Below are 15,657 nucleotides of genomic sequence, written 5' to 3'. Positions count from 1 at the left end.
TTGTGGTTTGCAACTCGTTAAAAAATACGAAACCATAACGCCGTTTTTCCGCCTTCAGCGGGGAATATCACAATAAAAATAACAATTCGGTCATTCCGAAAGGCAAACACAAATACAGAGAAATTGAGGATCTATGGCGAATCAAGAAGAAAAAGGTGGGCTACACCGGGGGCTTGAAGCGAGGCATATCGAGCTGATTGCACTGGGTGGCACCATCGGTGTCGGGCTGTTTATGGGCGCGGCGAGTACGCTCAAATGGGCGGGCCCGTCGGTACTGCTTGCGTATATTCTGGCGGGCGTTTTTGTCTTCTTTATCATGCGTTCAATGGGTGAAATGCTGCATCTTGAGCCGGTTGCCGGTTCGTTTGCAGTCTACGCGCACAAATATCTCGGGCCGTATTACGGCTATCTGACGGCGTGGAGCTACTGGTTTATGTGGATAGCGGTGGGGATTTCTGAAATCACCGCGATCGGCGTCTACGCGCAATACTGGTTCCCGGAACTGCCGCAGTGGATCCCGGCACTGATTGCCGTGGCGATTGTGGCGTCGGCGAATCTGGCCGCCGTTAAGCTTTATGGCGAAATGGAGTTCTGGTTTGCGCTGATCAAAATCACCACCATTATTGTGATGATTGTGGTCGGGCTGGCTGTGATTTTCTTCGGCTTTGGTAATCACGGCGAACCGGTGGGATTTGCAAACCTGACGGCGCACGGCGGCTTCTTTGCTGGCGGCTGGAAAGGGTTCCTCTTCGCGCTGTGTATTGTCGTGGCGTCGTATCAGGGCGTTGAGCTGGTGGGGATTACCGCCGGTGAAGCGAAGAACCCGCAGGTGACGCTCAAGCGCGCCATCAATAATATCCTGTGGCGTATCCTGATTTTCTACGTGGGCGCGATTTTCGTCATCATCACGATTTTCCCGTGGAACGAAATGGGCACGCACGGCAGTCCGTTCGTTTTAACCTTTGCGAAAATTGGTATTGCCTCTGCGGCCGGTATCATCAACTTTGTGGTACTGACGGCGGCCCTTTCGGGCTGTAACAGCGGCATGTACAGCTGCGGACGTATGCTTTACGCCTTGTCAAAGAACCGCCAGTTACCTGCGTTCCTGAGCCGGGTTTCTAATAGCGGCGTCCCGGTTTATGGCATCGCGATTACGATTTTATGTCTGCTGGTGGGTTCATGCCTGAACTACGTAATCCCGAATCCGGAGAAAGTGTTCGTTTATGTCTATAGCGCCAGCGTGCTGCCGGGCATGGTACCGTGGTTTGTTGTGCTGATTAGCCAGTTGCGTTTTCGTGACGCGCATAAAGAGAAACTGAAAAACCATCCGTTCAAATCTGTGCTGTTCCCTTACACCAACTATCTGACGCTGATTTTCCTGGCGTGTGTGCTGGTGGGTATGGCAATTAACCCGGATACGCGGGTTTCTCTGCTGGTTGGCGGTATTTTCATCGCGGCGGTGTCACTGATATACTTCGGCCTGGGCATGCATAAGCGTGCTGCACTTACGGCGGAAAAGGTAAAATAACGTCGTAAGTCATGGGTGGGGAAGGGAAGGCGCTTACTTTTAATGCGGATTGGATAAAGCGTAATCAAACGCAATATTTCTGATAAAAAGCACTAGACAGCTTGGCGTTAAAACCGTAGTATCCCCACCCGCAACGGCGCTAAGCGCCCGTAGCTCAGCTGGATAGAGCGCTGCCCTCCGGAGGCAGAGGTCTCAGGTTCGAATCCTGTCGGGCGCACCATTAGTTTGCGCTAGAGTTGCGGTGAATTGTTGAATTAAACATTTCACGTTAGTTAGAGATATGGTGGCTATAGCTCAGTTGGTAGAGCCCTGGATTGTGATTCCAGTTGTCGTGGGTTCGAGCCCCATTAGCCACCCCACTCTAATAATGATTTTGTGATTGTGACATGCGATGGTGGCGGAATTGGTAGACGCGCTAGCTTCAGGTGTTAGTGTCCTTCGGATGTGAGGGTTCGAGTCCCTCCCTTCGCACCACACACAAAATTCATTTAAATGATGCAGTTAGCATCATAAAGTAGTAAGATGCACGACATCGGCGAGTAGCGCAGCTTGGTAGCGCAACTGGTTTGGGACCAGTGGGTCGGAGGTTCGAATCCTCTCTCGCCGACCACATTTAAGAAACCTGCTTTTTAAAGCAGGTTTTTTTTCGTCTGTTGTTTCTCGAATCCCTTACCTGCCCGATGTAGCCGTTTCACGACATTCCCCCTGTTATCTGTCTCTGTCTTGAGACATTTATCTTATTGATAAATAAAGAGTCACTCAGGTAAGGTTTTAGCTGTCGTTCAGCGGAGACAGATTGAGGTGGTTGCGAAATGCTATTGAGCGTGGAGCGTTTTGACTCTGGCTGAGCTGGAAAATAAAACGCTTACTTTTCAATGAGATTAAAAATTTCACATCGACTATTGCCATACTGGCACGCCTCCTGCAATATTCACGCCGTAGATGCTCATTCCACCTATTATGTTTGCTCCGGCTTCATAAACCTGGGAATGATGCAGAGCCAATTTATAGTGCCTATTGTCATCCTGACCGATAACGCTGATGCGCTATCAACCAGAAGGCAAAACGTTGAGTGAGGCACTCATCTGTTGTCCTGGACCTGATTGTTTTATACACCTGCTTATATTGCAGGTGTTTTTTTATGTGCGATTTGCGCCAGGCGTAAAAAAGGCTCCCGAAGGAGCCTTTTGCATAATGTGAAGCCCGGTTTTGTTTAAAGCTGCTGATCGTTATTGAGCGTCAGCATCAGCCCTTCACGGCGCATCTCTGCTGCTTCAGCCGGTTTATGCAGTTTATCCAGCGCATCAGCCAGCCACGCGTAATCGTAAGCATCAGGACGCTGTTTCAGCGCTTCACGGAAAGCCTCGCTCGCTTTCAGCCATTCGCCATGCTTCATCAGCAACTGCCCCAGCGTACTGCTCAGCAGCGGCGACGGACCGTTATGTTTAATCAGCTGATACAGCGTTTTTTCCAGTTGCTCCGGATTCCCGGAACGCAGCTTAGGCATCAGTGCGACCAGACGATCGTCATACTGGCGTTTCAGGCCGTCAAGGATCACTTCCTGCGCCAGATCCTGATCGTTGCATTCAATCAGGTGTTTCGCCATCGCGACCTGCAACGCCACCTCATGGCGGGTCTTGCGACTCTGATCTTTCCACCAGCGCTTGAGGCCGTCGCTGCCTTCTTCTGCCATCAGCTGGTTCATCATGCCGATATACGCTTGTTCCTGAAGAACGCGCAGTTCGTCGTCGGTATGAATATCCGCTTTCGCCATGGAAGGTAAAATTTCCAGCAGCGAACCGTAAGCGCCGGTGCGAAGATAAGCCTGTTCCGCCAGACGTAAAATTTCCGGATGGCGCGGCGACTGCCCGAGCAACCGGTCAACGCCGTGGCGCGCAGCATGGATTTCACCTTGCGCCAGCTGGATGCGGACTCGGGTGATGTCCACCGGCATCTGGTCGGTATCGGCAATTTCTGCCGCACGTTCAAGATACTGATTTGTGCGGATATCATCCCCACGCTGTTGCGCTGCTTCGGCGGCAAGCAGGTAATTCACCACCGGTTGATCGGCGTGATCGGCATTACGCGCCAGTAATTTTTCCATCTGCCGATGATCGCCTTCCGCCAGTTTCAGCATGGCGGCTTTGGTCTGCTTACGTGCTTTGGAGCTTTTACGTCCGGCAAACCAGCCGCATGTCCGTGCGCCAGTGCGCAGAACGCGGCGAAGGATCCACTCGATGAAAAACAGCACCAGAATCAGGACGATCAGCATGATGACCAGGCCGGTGACGCTGGTTTCAATGTTGTAATTGTCCGTCTGAATCAGAACGTAGCCCTGATGGCCGGCCAGTATCGGGCCGACGATGATCCCGGCAAACACAATCAGGAACAGCACGAAAACTCGTAACATGCGTTATTCCCCCTGTGTGGCGGCGGCGGGCTGCTGAAGCAGGTTACGCACGCGGGTCTGCATCAGTTTTTCCAGCATCGGCTGGCTTTTCAGCTCATCCGGCACATCCATCGAAACGGATTGCTGGCTAAGGTTGTCCAGTTCCTCAAGGAAAGCTTTGGTCGACGGATCTGACGTATCAAAGTAGGCGCGAACCCAGGTCGATACACTTTCCAGCGACTGTTTGTAGATTTCATCCTGATGGCGCGGAACGGCTTGCGCGGCAATCAGCAGGCGCGAGCGGATATTTTCCCGCAGATACACATCCTGATTTGGCGCCAGCAGCGGTTCTGCGCTGGTATCACGGCGGCGGATGGTGATGAAGTCATCCATAAAGTTGTGCCAGCTTTTGGTCAGGTTCTGACGCCATTCGGCCAGTGAGCCGGACAAACTGGAACTGTCGCTGTCCATCGGCGAATCGTCGGTGTCATTGTCTGCCAGACGCAGGTTATCCACCTGATTCGACAGCTGATTCAGCTTCAGAATGATGCCGTCGAAATCGACCTGAGCCACAGCGGACAAACTGCCGACGTCTTCGTTCAGCGCGCGGCGAACGTCGATGAGGCTGGGATCGTTCATATCAGCCAGGCTTGCATCAGCACTTTTTAGCAGCGCGGCGGCAGTCGTGACATCCTGATCGCTCCAGAGTTTACGACCCGCGAGTTTCACCAGATAGTCGGCTTGCGCCAGTAACCAGGTTTTGGCATCGCTGCCGGAAATGCTTGCCACTTTGTCCTGCAATTCGTTCAGCTGACGGCCGAATGACGCCTGCTGACGTTCGGCATCCTGCCGGGTTTTGTCCTGCTGAGCGAGCAGGGCAGCAATTTGCTGTTTATCCTGTTGCTGGGTTTTTTGCAGGGCATCGAGTTGTTCAGAAAGCGCTTCGTTGGAAGCCGCCTGAGCCAGCGATTGCTGATGACCGTGGTAATAAAGGCCTGCGCCAAGCGCAATCACTAAGACAATCGCGATAGCGCCTAACACCGGCGCGGTACGCTGCTTTTTACGCAACGATTTCAGCTCCTGGTCGCGGCCGGAGGCGTCTGGCTGGGGGCTCTCAACCGCGCCGGAGATCATCACTTCATCATCCGCAGCGGAAGGATTTTTTTGTTCCGTCATTTTGGCACATCCCTTAGTCAGGTAGTTGTAATGCGCGGATCAGCGCATCATTATCTGCATTATCGGCAACCCGAATGGCGCTCCAGCCAAGCTGGCGGGCAAGGGTTGCCAAACGTTCGCTGACTACCACCAGATTACAGCGCAGTAACCATGAATTTCGGTAGTAATCAGGAACTAACTGGTACAGCTGTTGCAGCATTTCTCCGCTGGTGACCACCAGCGTGTCAATTCCGGCGCGTTGCCATTGGGCGCTTTGCTCGCTGGCATCGTAATGAATCGGGCTGCGCTGATAGCACTCGCAGTACGTCACGTCGACGCCCCGTTCAGTCAGCGTTTCCGCCAGCAATTCACGCCCGCCGTTGCCGCGCAATATCAACGCTTTTTTGCCTTCGAGGCGGCGCAGCGTCGGAAGATTGAGCAGCATTTCGCTGGTTTCACCGTCCTGCGGATAGAGTACAGGCAGGCTGCTGACCCGGTGAAACAGCAGGCCGGTGGTTCGGCCAATCGCGTAATAATTGAGGTTGTCCGGCCAGCGAACCGCAGCCTGACGTAATGCGCGATCGGCGTAATTCACGGCATGTTGTGAGAGTACAAACACCAGATCCTGCTGATTTAATGAGGATAGCAGGTTCGGCAACATTGCGAGCTGGTTCCCCGGTGCAAATTCAATCAGCGGGGAATGGAAGGCCACCCGGCCTAAAGTGCGCAACCGGCTGACCAGTGCTTCTCCTCCCGGAGAGGGGCGGGTGACCAGAATGGTCATTTAGGGGCGTTCCCCTGATAGACCTCATGCAGAATTTCACGGGCACCATTGGCCAGCAACTCTTCGGCCAGATCAACACCCATGCTTTCGGCATTTTCAGAAGGGCCGCGACGTTCGCCGCATACCATCTGGCTGCCGTCCGGTGCCCCAACCAGCGCACGGAGCCACAGTTCATTACCTTCCAGCTCGGCGTAACTGCCGATAGGCACCTGACATCCGCCTTCAAGGCGCATATTCATGGCGCGTTCGGCCTGCACGCGCAGCGTGGTTTCGCGGTGTGCCAGCGGCGCGAGTAAATCGCGGGTGATCTGGTCATCTAGGCGACATTCGATACCGACAGCGCCTTGTCCGACGGCGGGCAGACATTCTTCCGGCGTCAGGGCGGCGCGGATACGGTCTTCCAGACCCAGACGTTTCAGCCCGGCAACGGCCAGAATGATGGCATCGTATTCGCCGTTATCGAGTTTGGATAAACGTGTGCCGACGTTCCCGCGCAAATCGCGGATTTGCAGGTCGGGACGCTTCTGACGCAGCTGGCACTGGCGGCGCAGGCTGGACGTTCCGACGATGCTGCCGTGCGGTAAGTCGGCCAGACTGGCGTAATGATTGGAGACGAAAGCATCGCGCGGATCTTCGCGTTCGCAAATAGTGACCAGGCCGAGACCTTCGGGGAATTCAACCGGTACATCTTTCATGGAATGCACGGCGATATCTGCGCGTCCATCCAGCATGGCCAGTTCAAGCTCTTTAACGAACAAACCCTTGCCGCCCACTTTGGCCAGAGGGGTATCTAAAATGATATCTCCCTTCGTCACCATTGGGACCAGTTCCACCTGTAAACCGGGGTGACAGGCCATCAGCCGGGTTTGAACATATTGTGCCTGCCACAAAGCCAGAGGGCTCTGCCGGGTGGCAATTCGAATGATTTTGTCTAACATGTTTGTTACCGTTTAACTGTCTCTGCGACCATCCTACCACTGACAATAGAAAGCTGTCAGCGTAAGAAGGCATTCGTAAAAGAGGGTTAACGATGATGAAGGTCATTTGTTCCATTCAGGAACAGGCGGTAAAATCCAGAGAAGCGGAAGAGTAATTGTGGTGCGTTACTTTCTTTACGGTCAATCAGCAAGGTGTTAAATTGATCACGTTTCCAGCAATTATTCGTCAACTATTTGCACAATCGCGGTTGTTCAAAGCATAAGCATTACGATAAATGACGGATTTGGAACGGGGTTATTTCCAGACACTGTATAATCAGGCGAAACGTCTTGTACCTCTACATCGAGACATTGAAGCAAAGATTGGATGCGATCAACCAGTTACGAGTCGATCGTGCACTGGCAGCAATGGGCCCTGCGTTTCAACAGGTCTATCAGCTGCTTCCTGTCTTTCTACATCAACATCACCCTCTGATGCCGGGATACCTTGAAGGTAAGGTTCCGCATGGTATCTGTATTTTCACGCCTGATGAATCCCAAAACACCTATTTAAATGACCTCGAAGATAAATGGGGAAGCGCGCTCGAACCTTTGGCGAAAGGCGAATTGCCGATTACCGGCGTGTATTCGATGGGCAGCACCTCCTCTATTGGTCAAAGCCAAAGCTCAGATCTCGATATCTGGGTATGTCACCAGTCCTGGCTTGATAACGAAGAACGCAACCGCTTACAGCAAAAAGGCAGCCTGTTAGAAAAATGGGCCGCGTCGCTGGGCGTTGAAGTCAGTTTCTTCCTGATTGATGAAAACCGCTTCCGCCACAATGAAAGCGGCAGTCTGGGTGGTGAAGACTGCGGTTCAACGCAGCACATTTTATTGCTCGACGAATTTTACCGCACGGCAGTCCGTCTGGCCGGGAAACGTATTCTCTGGAACATGGTGCCGGGCGAAGAAGAAGGGCATTACGATGAATATGTTCTTTCTCTTTATGCGCAGGGCGCGCTGACGCCTAACGAATGGCTCGATCTCGGCGGCCTCAGTACGCTGTCGGCAGAAGAGTATTTCGGCGCGAGCCTCTGGCAGCTCTATAAAAGTATTGATTCGCCGTACAAAGCGGTGCTGAAAACGCTGCTGCTGGAAACCTATTCGTGGGAATACCCGAAAACACAATTGCTGGCGATGGATATCAAACAGCGCCTGCATCAGGGTGAGATCGTCTGCTTCGGTCTTGATTCCTATTGTATGATGCTCGACCGCGTGACCCGTTACCTCACCCAGATTGAAGATTTTACCCGCCTCGATTTAGTCCGCCGTTGTTTCTATTTAAAAGTTTGCGAAAAGCTGTCCCGCGCCCGTGCGTCGGTGGGCTGGCGTCGCGAAATTCTCAGCCAGCTGGTGGCAGAATGGGGCTGGGATGAAGAGCGTCTGGCGATCCTGGACAACCGGGCGAACTGGAAAATCGAGCGCGTGCGCGAAGCACATAACGAACTGCTCGATGCCATGATGCAAAGTTATCGCAACCTGATCCGCTTTGCCCGTCGCAACAATTTAAGCGTCAGCGCCAGCCCGCAGGATATCGGCGTGCTGACCCGTAAGTTGTACGCCGCATTCGAAGCACTGCCGGGCAAAGTCACGCTGGTGAATCCGCAGATTTCGCCTGACCTGTCCGAAAACGATTTAACCTTTATTCATGTGCCGATTGGCCGTGCGAACCGCACCGGCTGGTACCTGTATAACCAGTCGCCGTCGATGGAATCTATCGTCAGCCATCAGCCGCTGGAATATAACCGTTATCTGAATAAACTGGTGGCGTGGGCGTATTTCAACGGACTGCTGACATCGACCACGCGGCTGCACATTAAAAGTGGCAGCCTGTGTGACATCGCCAAACTGCGCGAACTGGTGGCGGATGTGTCCCACAGTTTCCCGCTACGTTTACCTGCCCCGACGCCAAAAGCGTTGTACAGCCCGTGCGAAATCCGCCATCTGGCGATTATCGTTAACCTCGAACACGATCCGACTGCCGCATTCCGTAATCAGGTCGTGCATTTTGATTTCCGTAAACTGGACGTTTTCAGCTTCGGTCAGAATCAGGAATGCATGGTCGGCAGCATTGATTTGCTTTACCGCAACTCGTGGAATGAAGTGCGTACGCTGCATTTCAGCGGCGAGCAGGCGGTGCTGGAAGCGCTGAAAACCATTCTGGGCAAAATGCACCAGGACGCCGCGCCGCCGGAATCGGTGGAAGTGTTCTGCTACAGCCAGCATTTGCGCGGGCTTATCCGCACGCGCATTCAGCAACTGGTATCGGAGTGTATTGAGCTGCGCCTGTCGAGCAAACGTCTGGAGCCTGGCCGTTTCAAAGCGGTACGCGTTTCCGGCCAGACCTGGGGACTGTTCTTCGAGCGTCTCAGCGTTTCCGTACAGAAACTGGAAAATGCCGTCGAATTTTACGGAGCCATTTCCAATAACAAACTGCACGGTTTGTCGGTGAAATTGCAGACCGATCAGGCGCATCTGCCTGCGGTCATTGACGGTTATGCGAGCGAAGGGATCATTCAGTTCTTCTTCGAAGACAGCGCCGACGATATCGGCTTTAACATCTATATTCTTGATGAATCGAACCGCGTCGAGGTGTATCACCACTGCGAAGGCAGTAAAGAAGATCTGGTGCGCGACGTCAGCCGCTTCTATTCTTCCTCACATGACCGTTTCACCTACGGCTCGAGCTTCATCAACTTCAACCTGCCGCAGTTCTATCAGATTGTGACCCTTGATGACCGTATCCAGGTGATCCCATTTCGCAGCAACGCGTTATCTGCGACCTGCGCCGTTATCCCGGAAAGCGACGCGGAACCCTCCCGCCTGAAACAGCAATTCCAGCTGCATTAGAAAAAGCGTTCCTCTGGCGGACACGCGGCAGAATATCCGGCTTTCTTTCCCTTTAAATCCCAAAAATGTGCCCGCGGGTTTTATCGATTCCTGTTGCTTTTCATGATCCACCTGCGATGATAGAGAGCTTGGTCGCATGAATTACAGGCATTCATAAAATGAAAAACGTTTTACGCTGGTCTCTGGCCGCGACGATATTATTTGCTCTCTCCGGTTGCGGGCTGAAAGGGCCGCTGTATTTCCCACCACCGGAAAAAGCCACAAAGCAAAAAACCAGCAATGTACCGGGTACTGCTAACGACGGTTCTTCGCAGCAGAAAGGCGTATCACCCGAAGATCTCACGACGAACTCCAGAGATTAATCAACACTTTGTGTCGGCGTACCGGCGGCTTTGTGCCGGTTCGTATCATGAAGGGATCATCGCGACTGGATTTGACCAGCGGTAAACGGAGTCAGTTATGCAGTTCTCCAAAATGCACGGCCTGGGCAACGATTTTATGGTCGTTGACGCCGTCACTCAAAATGTCTATTTCTCTCCTGAGTTGATCCGTCGTTTGTCCGATCGTCACCGTGGCGTGGGTTTTGACCAGCTGCTGGTGGTAGAGCCTCCTTACGATCCCGAATTAGACTTCCATTACCGTATTTTCAACGCGGATGGCAGCGAAGTGGCGCAATGTGGTAACGGTGCGCGCTGTTTTGCCCGCTTTGTCCGCATTAAAGGTCTGACGAACAAACGCGACATTCGCGTCAGTACGCAGACTGGCCGTATGACGCTGACTGTCACGGAAGATGAAGAAGTTCAGGTCAATATGGGTGAGCCGGTTTTCGAGCCGCAGCAGGTGCCTTTCCGTGCAGCAAAACCGGAAAAGACCTATATTCTGCGTGCGGAAGAGCGCACAGTATTTTGCGGCGTCGTGTCGATGGGAAACCCGCACTGCGTATTGCAGGTTGAGGATGTTCTGACGGCCGAAGTCGAAATTCTCGGCCCGGTGCTGGAAAGCCACGAGCGTTTTCCTGAGCGCGTGAACGTCGGGTTCATGCAGATTGTCAGCCCGGAAAGCGTCAAGCTTCGCGTATACGAGCGCGGAGCAGGCGAAACACAGGCATGCGGAAGCGGCGCCTGTGCGGCGGTTGCCGTAGGAATTCAGCAAGGTTTACTTGCAGAAGAAGTTCAGGTGGAACTGCCGGGAGGCAGCCTCGATATTCGCTGGAAAGGGCCGGGTCACCCGCTGTATATGACCGGACCTGCCACTCACGTTTACGACGGATTTATTCATCTATGAACAATCTTGATGACCAGATTGAACCGGTGATTGCGCTCGACGACGACAGCGTCATGCAATACCTGCTGCAAAACCCGGATTTCTTTATCCGCAATGCCCGCAGCGTTGAACAGATGCACGTTCCGCACCCGGTAAAAGGCAGCACTTCGCTGGTGGAGTGGCAGCTCGGACGTCAGCGTCATCAGATTGCTCAGCTCGAAGAAGAAATTACATTGCTGATGGAACAGGCGTCGATCAACGAATCGTTGTTCGGACGCATGATCGAACTTCAGGCCACGCTGGCCGCCGCCAGCAGTTTGCAGGATATGCTTAACCGCCTGCAACGCTGGGCGCGCAGTCTGGGGCTGGCTGGTGCGAACGTCCGTCTGTTCAGCGAAGGCTGGCGTATCGGCGCGCCGTCTGATTTCACCCACCTTGCCGTCAGCCGCAGTGCTTTTGAATCCATGCGCATTCAGCGTCTGGGCGAAACCCCGCATTATCTCGGTGGCCTGAACGGCCCTGAACTTTTGTTATTGTTGCCGCAGGCCAAAGCCGTCGGTTCCGTTGCCTTATCGCTGATGGGCGAGCAAGGCGAACTGGGCGTGCTGATTTTCAGCAGCCGCGACCCGCAGCACTATCAGCCGGGAATGGGCACTGTATTACTCGACCAGCTCGCCAAAATGTTACCCGGCCTGCTGGAACGCTGGATTGAACGGGTATGAGCCCGTCTGAATCGCCTCTGTATCCCGCAGTCGGGGCGTTTCTGCGTTATTTGCACGTCGAGCGTCAGCTCAGCCCGTTAACGACCACCAATTACAGCCGCCAGTTAGACGCCCTGATCGTGATTGCAGGCGAGATTGGTATTGCTCACTGGCAACAGCTTGACGCGCCGAAAGTGCGTATGTTGCTGGCCCGCAGTAAACGCGCCGGTCTCGGCGCATCCAGTCTGGCTTTGCGCATGTCTTCGCTGCGCAGTTTTCTCGACTGGCTGGTGCGTCAGGGCGTGTTAAGCGCCAATCCTGCCAAAGGGATTTCCACCCCGCGTTCTCCAAAACATCTGCCGAAAAATCTCGACGTCGATGAAGTGAATAAACTGCTGGAAATCGATCTCGACGATCCGCTTTCCGTGCGTGATCGCGCGATGCTGGAAGTGATGTACGGTGGCGGGCTGCGTTTATCCGAACTGGTGGGCATCGACTGCAAGCATATTGATATGGCTTCAGGCGAAGTGCGTGTTCTGGGGAAAGGGAGCAAAGAGCGCAAAGTGCCGATCGGGCGAACGGCGGTGACCTGGCTGGAACACTGGCTGGAAAGACGTGCCCTGTTTGGCCCGAAGGACGACGCGATGTTTCTGTCGAGTCAGGGCAACCGGATTTCCGCCCGCAACGTACAAAAACGCTTTGCCGAGTGGGGTGTGAAACAGGGCGTGAACAGCCATATTCACCCGCATAAACTGCGCCACTCTTTTGCGACGCACGTGCTGGAATCCAGCGGTGATTTGCGCGCAGTACAGGAATTACTGGGCCACGCCAACCTGTCCACCACGCAAATCTATACCCACCTCGACTTTCAACATCTGGCGACGGTTTACGACGCCGCGCATCCCCGCGCAAAACGAGGAAAATCCTGATGAAGTTCTATCGTCCGCTGAAACGCATTGAAGCGATCACTTTCGATTTAGACGACACGCTGTACGACAATTATGACGTCATCCGCCGTACCGATTCTGAAACGCTGAAATTTATTCAGGGTTACCATCCGGCGCTGGCGGATATGGCGCCGGGCGCTATCCGCGATATGCGTAACGAACTGCTGGCCGAAGACGCGGAGATTTATCACGATGTGACGGAATGGCGTCGTCAGGCCGTGCATCTGGCCATGACCCGCGCGGGTCTCGGTGAAAGCGATGCAAAACAGGGCACGAAAGCTGCCATGGAAACCTTCGCTTTATGGCGCAGCCGTATTTATGTTCCGCAGGAAAACCACGATGCGCTGGCGGCTCTGGCAGAACGCTGGCCTCTGGTAGCGATCACCAACGGTAACGCCGATCCGCACGCCTGCGGTCTGGCGCAGTATTTCCAGTTCACGTTACGCGCCGGCGATCATGGCCGCGCCAAGCCTTATGCCGACATGTATAAAAAGGCGGCGATGAAACTGGATTTACCGCTGGAGCAAATTCTCCACGTGGGTGATGATCTGATCACCGACGTCGCCGGTTCCGTGCGTTGCGGCATGCAGTCATGCTGGATTAATCTGCGCGAAGGCGACCTGATGCACATTCAGGATGCCCGTCTGTTACCGCATATTGAGATTTCGCAGTTGGCATCGCTGACAGCATTGCTATAATCCCTTCTTAAATTACTCTGTATAAATTCACAGTAGAAAAGCGTTCACGGCGGCACAGACCCCGTGAATGTTTTCTCATCCTGACAAACGGTGCCTATGGACGTTTCTGACCTGCTCGACAGCCTGAATGAAAAACAACGTGAAGCCGTGGCCGCGCCGCGCAGCAATCTGTTGGTGCTGGCCGGGGCAGGCAGTGGCAAAACCCGCGTGCTGGTGCACCGCATCGCATGGCTTCTGGCGGTAGAAAATTGCTCGCCGTATTCCATCATGGCGGTGACGTTTACCAACAAAGCCGCAGCGGAAATGCGCCACCGTATTGATCAGCTGATCGGTACCAGTCAGGGCGGCATGTGGATCGGGACTTTCCACGGGCTGGCGCACCGTTTGTTGCGTGCGCACCATCTCGACGCCAATCTGCCGCAAGATTTCCAGATTTTAGACAGCGACGACCAGATGCGTCTGATTAAGCGCCTGATCAAGGCGCTGAACATCGACGAGAAACAATGGCCGCCGCGGCAGGCGATGTGGTACATCAACGGCAAGAAAGACGAAGGTTTGCGTCCGCAGCATGTTGAAACTTATAACAATCCCATTGAAGCGACCTGGTTACGCATTTATCAGGCGTATCAGGAAGCCTGTGACCGCGCCGGGCTGGTGGATTTCGCCGAATTACTGTTGCGCGCTCACGAGTTGTGGCTGAACAAGCCGCATATCCTTCAGCATTACCGCGAGCGTTTCACCAACCTGATGGTGGACGAATTCCAGGACACCAACAGCATTCAGTATGCGTGGATCCGTCTGCTGGCGGGCGACAACAATAACGTGATGATCGTCGGCGACGATGACCAGTCGATCTACGGCTGGCGCGGTGCGCAGGTCGAAAACATCCAGCGCTTCCTGAAAGATTTCCCGAATGCGGAAACTATCCGTCTGGAACAAAACTACCGCTCCACCAGCACCATTCTGAAAGCTGCTAACTCACTGATTGAGAATAATAACGGTCGTATGGGGAAAAACCTGTGGACCGAAGACGGCGCGGGCGAGCCGATTTCGCTGTACTGCGCGTTCAACGAACTTGATGAGTCGCGCTTTGTGGTCAGCCGGATTAAAACCTGGCAGGACAACGGCAATGTGCTGAAAGATTGCGCTATTTTGTACCGCAGCAACGCCCAGTCGCGCGTGCTGGAAGAAGCATTATTGCAGATGGCGATGCCGTACCGCATTTACGGCGGCCAGCGATTCTTCGATCGTCAGGAAATCAAAGATGCGCTGGCGTATCTGCGTCTGATGTCCAACCGCAATGACGATGCCGCGTTTGAACGTGTGGTGAACACGCCAACGCGTGGCATCGGCGACCGTACGCTGGATGTGGTTCGCCAGACCGCGCGCGACCGTCAGATGACCATGTGGCAGGCGACGCGCGCCCTGTTACAGGACAAAGTGCTCGCGGGCCGTGCGGCTTCGTCGCTGCAACGTTTTACTGAACTGGTGGACGCGCTGGCGCATGAAACTGCGGATATGCCGCTGCACGTACAGACTGACCGCGTGATCAAAGATTCCGGACTGTTCATCATGTATGAGCAGGAAAAAGGTGAAAAAGGTCAGGCACGAATCGAAAACTTAGAGGAACTGGTGACGGCAACGCGCCAGTTCAGCTATCAGGATGAAGACGAAGATCTGATGCCGTTGCAGGCATTTTTATCCCACGCCGCGCTCGAAGCGGGCGAAGGGCAGGCGGATGCGAATCAGGATGCGGTGCAGCTGATGACGCTTCACTCGGCCAAAGGGCTGGAGTTTCCGCAGGTCTTTATCGTCGGCATGGAAGAAGGCATGTTCCCGAGCCAGATGTCGCTGGAAGAGGGCGGGCGTCTGGAAGAGGAACGTCGTCTGGCGTATGTGGGCGTGACCCGCGCGATGCAAAAACTGACGCTGACGTATGCGGAAACCCGCCGTCTGTATGGCAAAGAAGTGTCGCACCGGCCTTCACGTTTTGTCGGCGAGCTGCCGGAAGATTGTGTCGAAGAAGTGCGGCTACGCGCCAACGTTTCACGCCCGATGAGCAACCGCAGCATGGGCACGCCGACCAACGTCAGTGACACCGGTTTCAAACTCGGCCAGCGCGTTAATCACCCTAAATTCGGTGAAGGCACCATCGTCAATATGGAAGGCAGCGGCGAACACAGCCGTCTGCAAGTCGCGTTCCCGGGAGAAGGGATCAAGTGGCTTGTTGCGGCCTACGCGAAACTCGAGGCAGCAAGCTAGCTTACTGGTGCTTTTGAGATTGGGCAGTGCTCGCAATCCTCACGTACTTGAGTACGCTCCGGTTGCTGTGCGCTGTCCGCACTCAAAATCCCTGCGCCGCTAA

The 15,657-nt window shown here is 54.1% G+C and carries 12 protein-coding genes and 4 tRNA genes; 12 read left to right on the top strand and 4 right to left on the bottom strand.

Going from position 1 to position 15,657, the window contains the following annotated elements; genetic code table 11:
• Positions 1 to 133 precede the first annotated feature (133 nt).
• The 5 genes from thrP (at position 134) to IV433_RS22825 (ending at position 2,138) form a co-directional block, all read left to right on the top strand.
• Complete coding sequence (gene thrP, locus IV433_RS22845; protein ID WP_195816077.1) at positions 134 to 1,528, top strand: bifunctional threonine/serine APC transporter ThrP; 1,395 nt, start codon at positions 134 to 136, stop codon at positions 1,526 to 1,528.
• 143 nt (positions 1,529 to 1,671) lie between these two features.
• A tRNA-Arg gene (locus IV433_RS22840) sits at positions 1,672 to 1,748 on the top strand.
• 63 nt (positions 1,749 to 1,811) lie between these two features.
• A tRNA-His gene (locus tag IV433_RS22835) sits at positions 1,812 to 1,887 on the top strand.
• A 29-nt stretch (positions 1,888 to 1,916) separates the two neighbouring features.
• A tRNA-Leu gene (locus IV433_RS22830) sits at positions 1,917 to 2,002 on the top strand.
• Positions 2,003 to 2,061: 59 nt separating this feature from the next.
• A tRNA-Pro gene (locus IV433_RS22825) sits at positions 2,062 to 2,138 on the top strand.
• 603 nt (positions 2,139 to 2,741) lie between these two features.
• On the opposite strand, the gene hemY is transcribed toward IV433_RS22825, so the two are convergent.
• The 4 genes from hemY to hemC are packed head-to-tail and all read right to left on the bottom strand — an operon-like array spanning position 2,742 to position 6,794.
• Positions 2,742 to 3,938 carry a protoheme IX biogenesis protein HemY gene (hemY, locus tag IV433_RS22820; RefSeq protein ID WP_195816076.1) on the bottom strand — a complete coding sequence of 399 codons (1,197 nt, stop codon included), beginning with the start codon at positions 3,936 to 3,938 and terminating at the stop codon, positions 2,742 to 2,744.
• A gap of 3 nt (positions 3,939 to 3,941) precedes the next feature.
• On the bottom strand, positions 3,942 to 5,093 hold the full coding sequence (hemX, locus tag IV433_RS22815; protein ID WP_195816075.1) for a uroporphyrinogen-III C-methyltransferase: 1,152 nt from the start codon (positions 5,091 to 5,093) through the stop codon (positions 3,942 to 3,944).
• 13 nt (positions 5,094 to 5,106) lie between these two features.
• The gene (hemD, locus tag IV433_RS22810; RefSeq protein WP_195816074.1) at positions 5,107 to 5,856 is read right to left on the bottom strand and encodes a uroporphyrinogen-III synthase; all 750 of its coding nucleotides are present in this window, start codon (positions 5,854 to 5,856) and stop codon (positions 5,107 to 5,109) included.
• On the bottom strand, positions 5,853 to 6,794 hold the full coding sequence (gene hemC, locus IV433_RS22805) for a hydroxymethylbilane synthase (protein WP_195816073.1): 942 nt from the start codon (positions 6,792 to 6,794) through the stop codon (positions 5,853 to 5,855). Before hemC ends, hemD begins: the two co-directional genes overlap by 4 nt.
• A gap of 330 nt (positions 6,795 to 7,124) precedes the next feature.
• Between hemC and IV433_RS22800 the strand changes: the two genes are divergently transcribed.
• From IV433_RS22800 to uvrD, 7 genes are all read left to right on the top strand, one after another.
• The gene (locus IV433_RS22800) at positions 7,125 to 9,683 is read left to right on the top strand and encodes a class I adenylate cyclase (RefSeq protein WP_195816072.1); all 2,559 of its coding nucleotides are present in this window, start codon (positions 7,125 to 7,127) and stop codon (positions 9,681 to 9,683) included.
• Between the two features lie 158 nt (positions 9,684 to 9,841).
• Positions 9,842 to 10,045, top strand: coding sequence for an LPS translocon maturation chaperone LptM (gene lptM / locus IV433_RS22795; protein ID WP_152324774.1), 204 nt, complete (start codon positions 9,842 to 9,844; stop codon positions 10,043 to 10,045).
• A gap of 97 nt (positions 10,046 to 10,142) precedes the next feature.
• Positions 10,143 to 10,967, top strand: coding sequence for a diaminopimelate epimerase (gene dapF, locus IV433_RS22790; protein ID WP_195816071.1), 825 nt, complete (start codon positions 10,143 to 10,145; stop codon positions 10,965 to 10,967).
• Entirely contained in the window at positions 10,964 to 11,668 is a 705-nt protein-coding gene (locus IV433_RS22785) for a DUF484 domain-containing protein (RefSeq protein ID WP_101079448.1), read from the top strand. Before dapF ends, IV433_RS22785 begins: the two co-directional genes overlap by 4 nt.
• Positions 11,665 to 12,576, top strand: coding sequence for a tyrosine recombinase XerC (gene xerC / locus IV433_RS22780; protein WP_195816070.1), 912 nt, complete (start codon positions 11,665 to 11,667; stop codon positions 12,574 to 12,576). The genes IV433_RS22785 and xerC overlap by 4 nt, the downstream gene beginning before the upstream one ends.
• Complete coding sequence (gene yigB, locus IV433_RS22775) at positions 12,576 to 13,292, top strand: 5-amino-6-(5-phospho-D-ribitylamino)uracil phosphatase YigB (RefSeq protein ID WP_195816069.1); 717 nt, start codon at positions 12,576 to 12,578, stop codon at positions 13,290 to 13,292. Before xerC ends, yigB begins: the two co-directional genes overlap by 1 nt.
• 96 nt (positions 13,293 to 13,388) lie before the next feature.
• Positions 13,389 to 15,554: a DNA helicase II gene (gene uvrD, locus IV433_RS22770; protein WP_195816068.1), complete on the top strand. Its 2,166-nt coding sequence runs from the start codon at positions 13,389 to 13,391 to the stop codon at positions 15,552 to 15,554.
• Positions 15,555 to 15,657 lie beyond the last annotated feature (103 nt).

The sequence above is a fragment of the Rahnella laticis genome (assembly GCF_015644585.1).
Classification (GTDB): Bacteria; Pseudomonadota; Gammaproteobacteria; order Enterobacterales; family Enterobacteriaceae; genus Rahnella; species Rahnella laticis.
This window is presented reverse-complemented; position numbering and strand designations above follow the sequence as displayed.

What these genes read in the sequence shown, in the direction of transcription:
- thrP (WP_195816077.1), top strand. Translation starts at nt 134, where the DNA reads ATGGCGAATCAAGAAGAAAAAGGTGGGCTACACCGGGGGCTTGAAGCG.
- hemY (WP_195816076.1), bottom strand. Translation starts at nt 3,938, where the DNA reads ATGTTACGAGTTTTCGTGCTGTTCCTGATTGTGTTTGCCGGGATCATC.
- hemX (WP_195816075.1), bottom strand. Translation starts at nt 5,093, where the DNA reads ATGACGGAACAAAAAAATCCTTCCGCTGCGGATGATGAAGTGATGATC.
- hemD (WP_195816074.1), bottom strand. Translation starts at nt 5,856, where the DNA reads ATGACCATTCTGGTCACCCGCCCCTCTCCGGGAGGAGAAGCACTGGTC.
- hemC (WP_195816073.1), bottom strand. Translation starts at nt 6,794, where the DNA reads ATGTTAGACAAAATCATTCGAATTGCCACCCGGCAGAGCCCTCTGGCT.
- lptM (WP_152324774.1), top strand. Translation starts at nt 9,842, where the DNA reads ATGAAAAACGTTTTACGCTGGTCTCTGGCCGCGACGATATTATTTGCT.
- dapF (WP_195816071.1), top strand. Translation starts at nt 10,143, where the DNA reads ATGCAGTTCTCCAAAATGCACGGCCTGGGCAACGATTTTATGGTCGTT.
- IV433_RS22785 (WP_101079448.1), top strand. Translation starts at nt 10,964, where the DNA reads ATGAACAATCTTGATGACCAGATTGAACCGGTGATTGCGCTCGACGAC.
- xerC (WP_195816070.1), top strand. Translation starts at nt 11,665, where the DNA reads ATGAGCCCGTCTGAATCGCCTCTGTATCCCGCAGTCGGGGCGTTTCTG.
- yigB (WP_195816069.1), top strand. Translation starts at nt 12,576, where the DNA reads ATGAAGTTCTATCGTCCGCTGAAACGCATTGAAGCGATCACTTTCGAT.
- uvrD (WP_195816068.1), top strand. Translation starts at nt 13,389, where the DNA reads ATGGACGTTTCTGACCTGCTCGACAGCCTGAATGAAAAACAACGTGAA.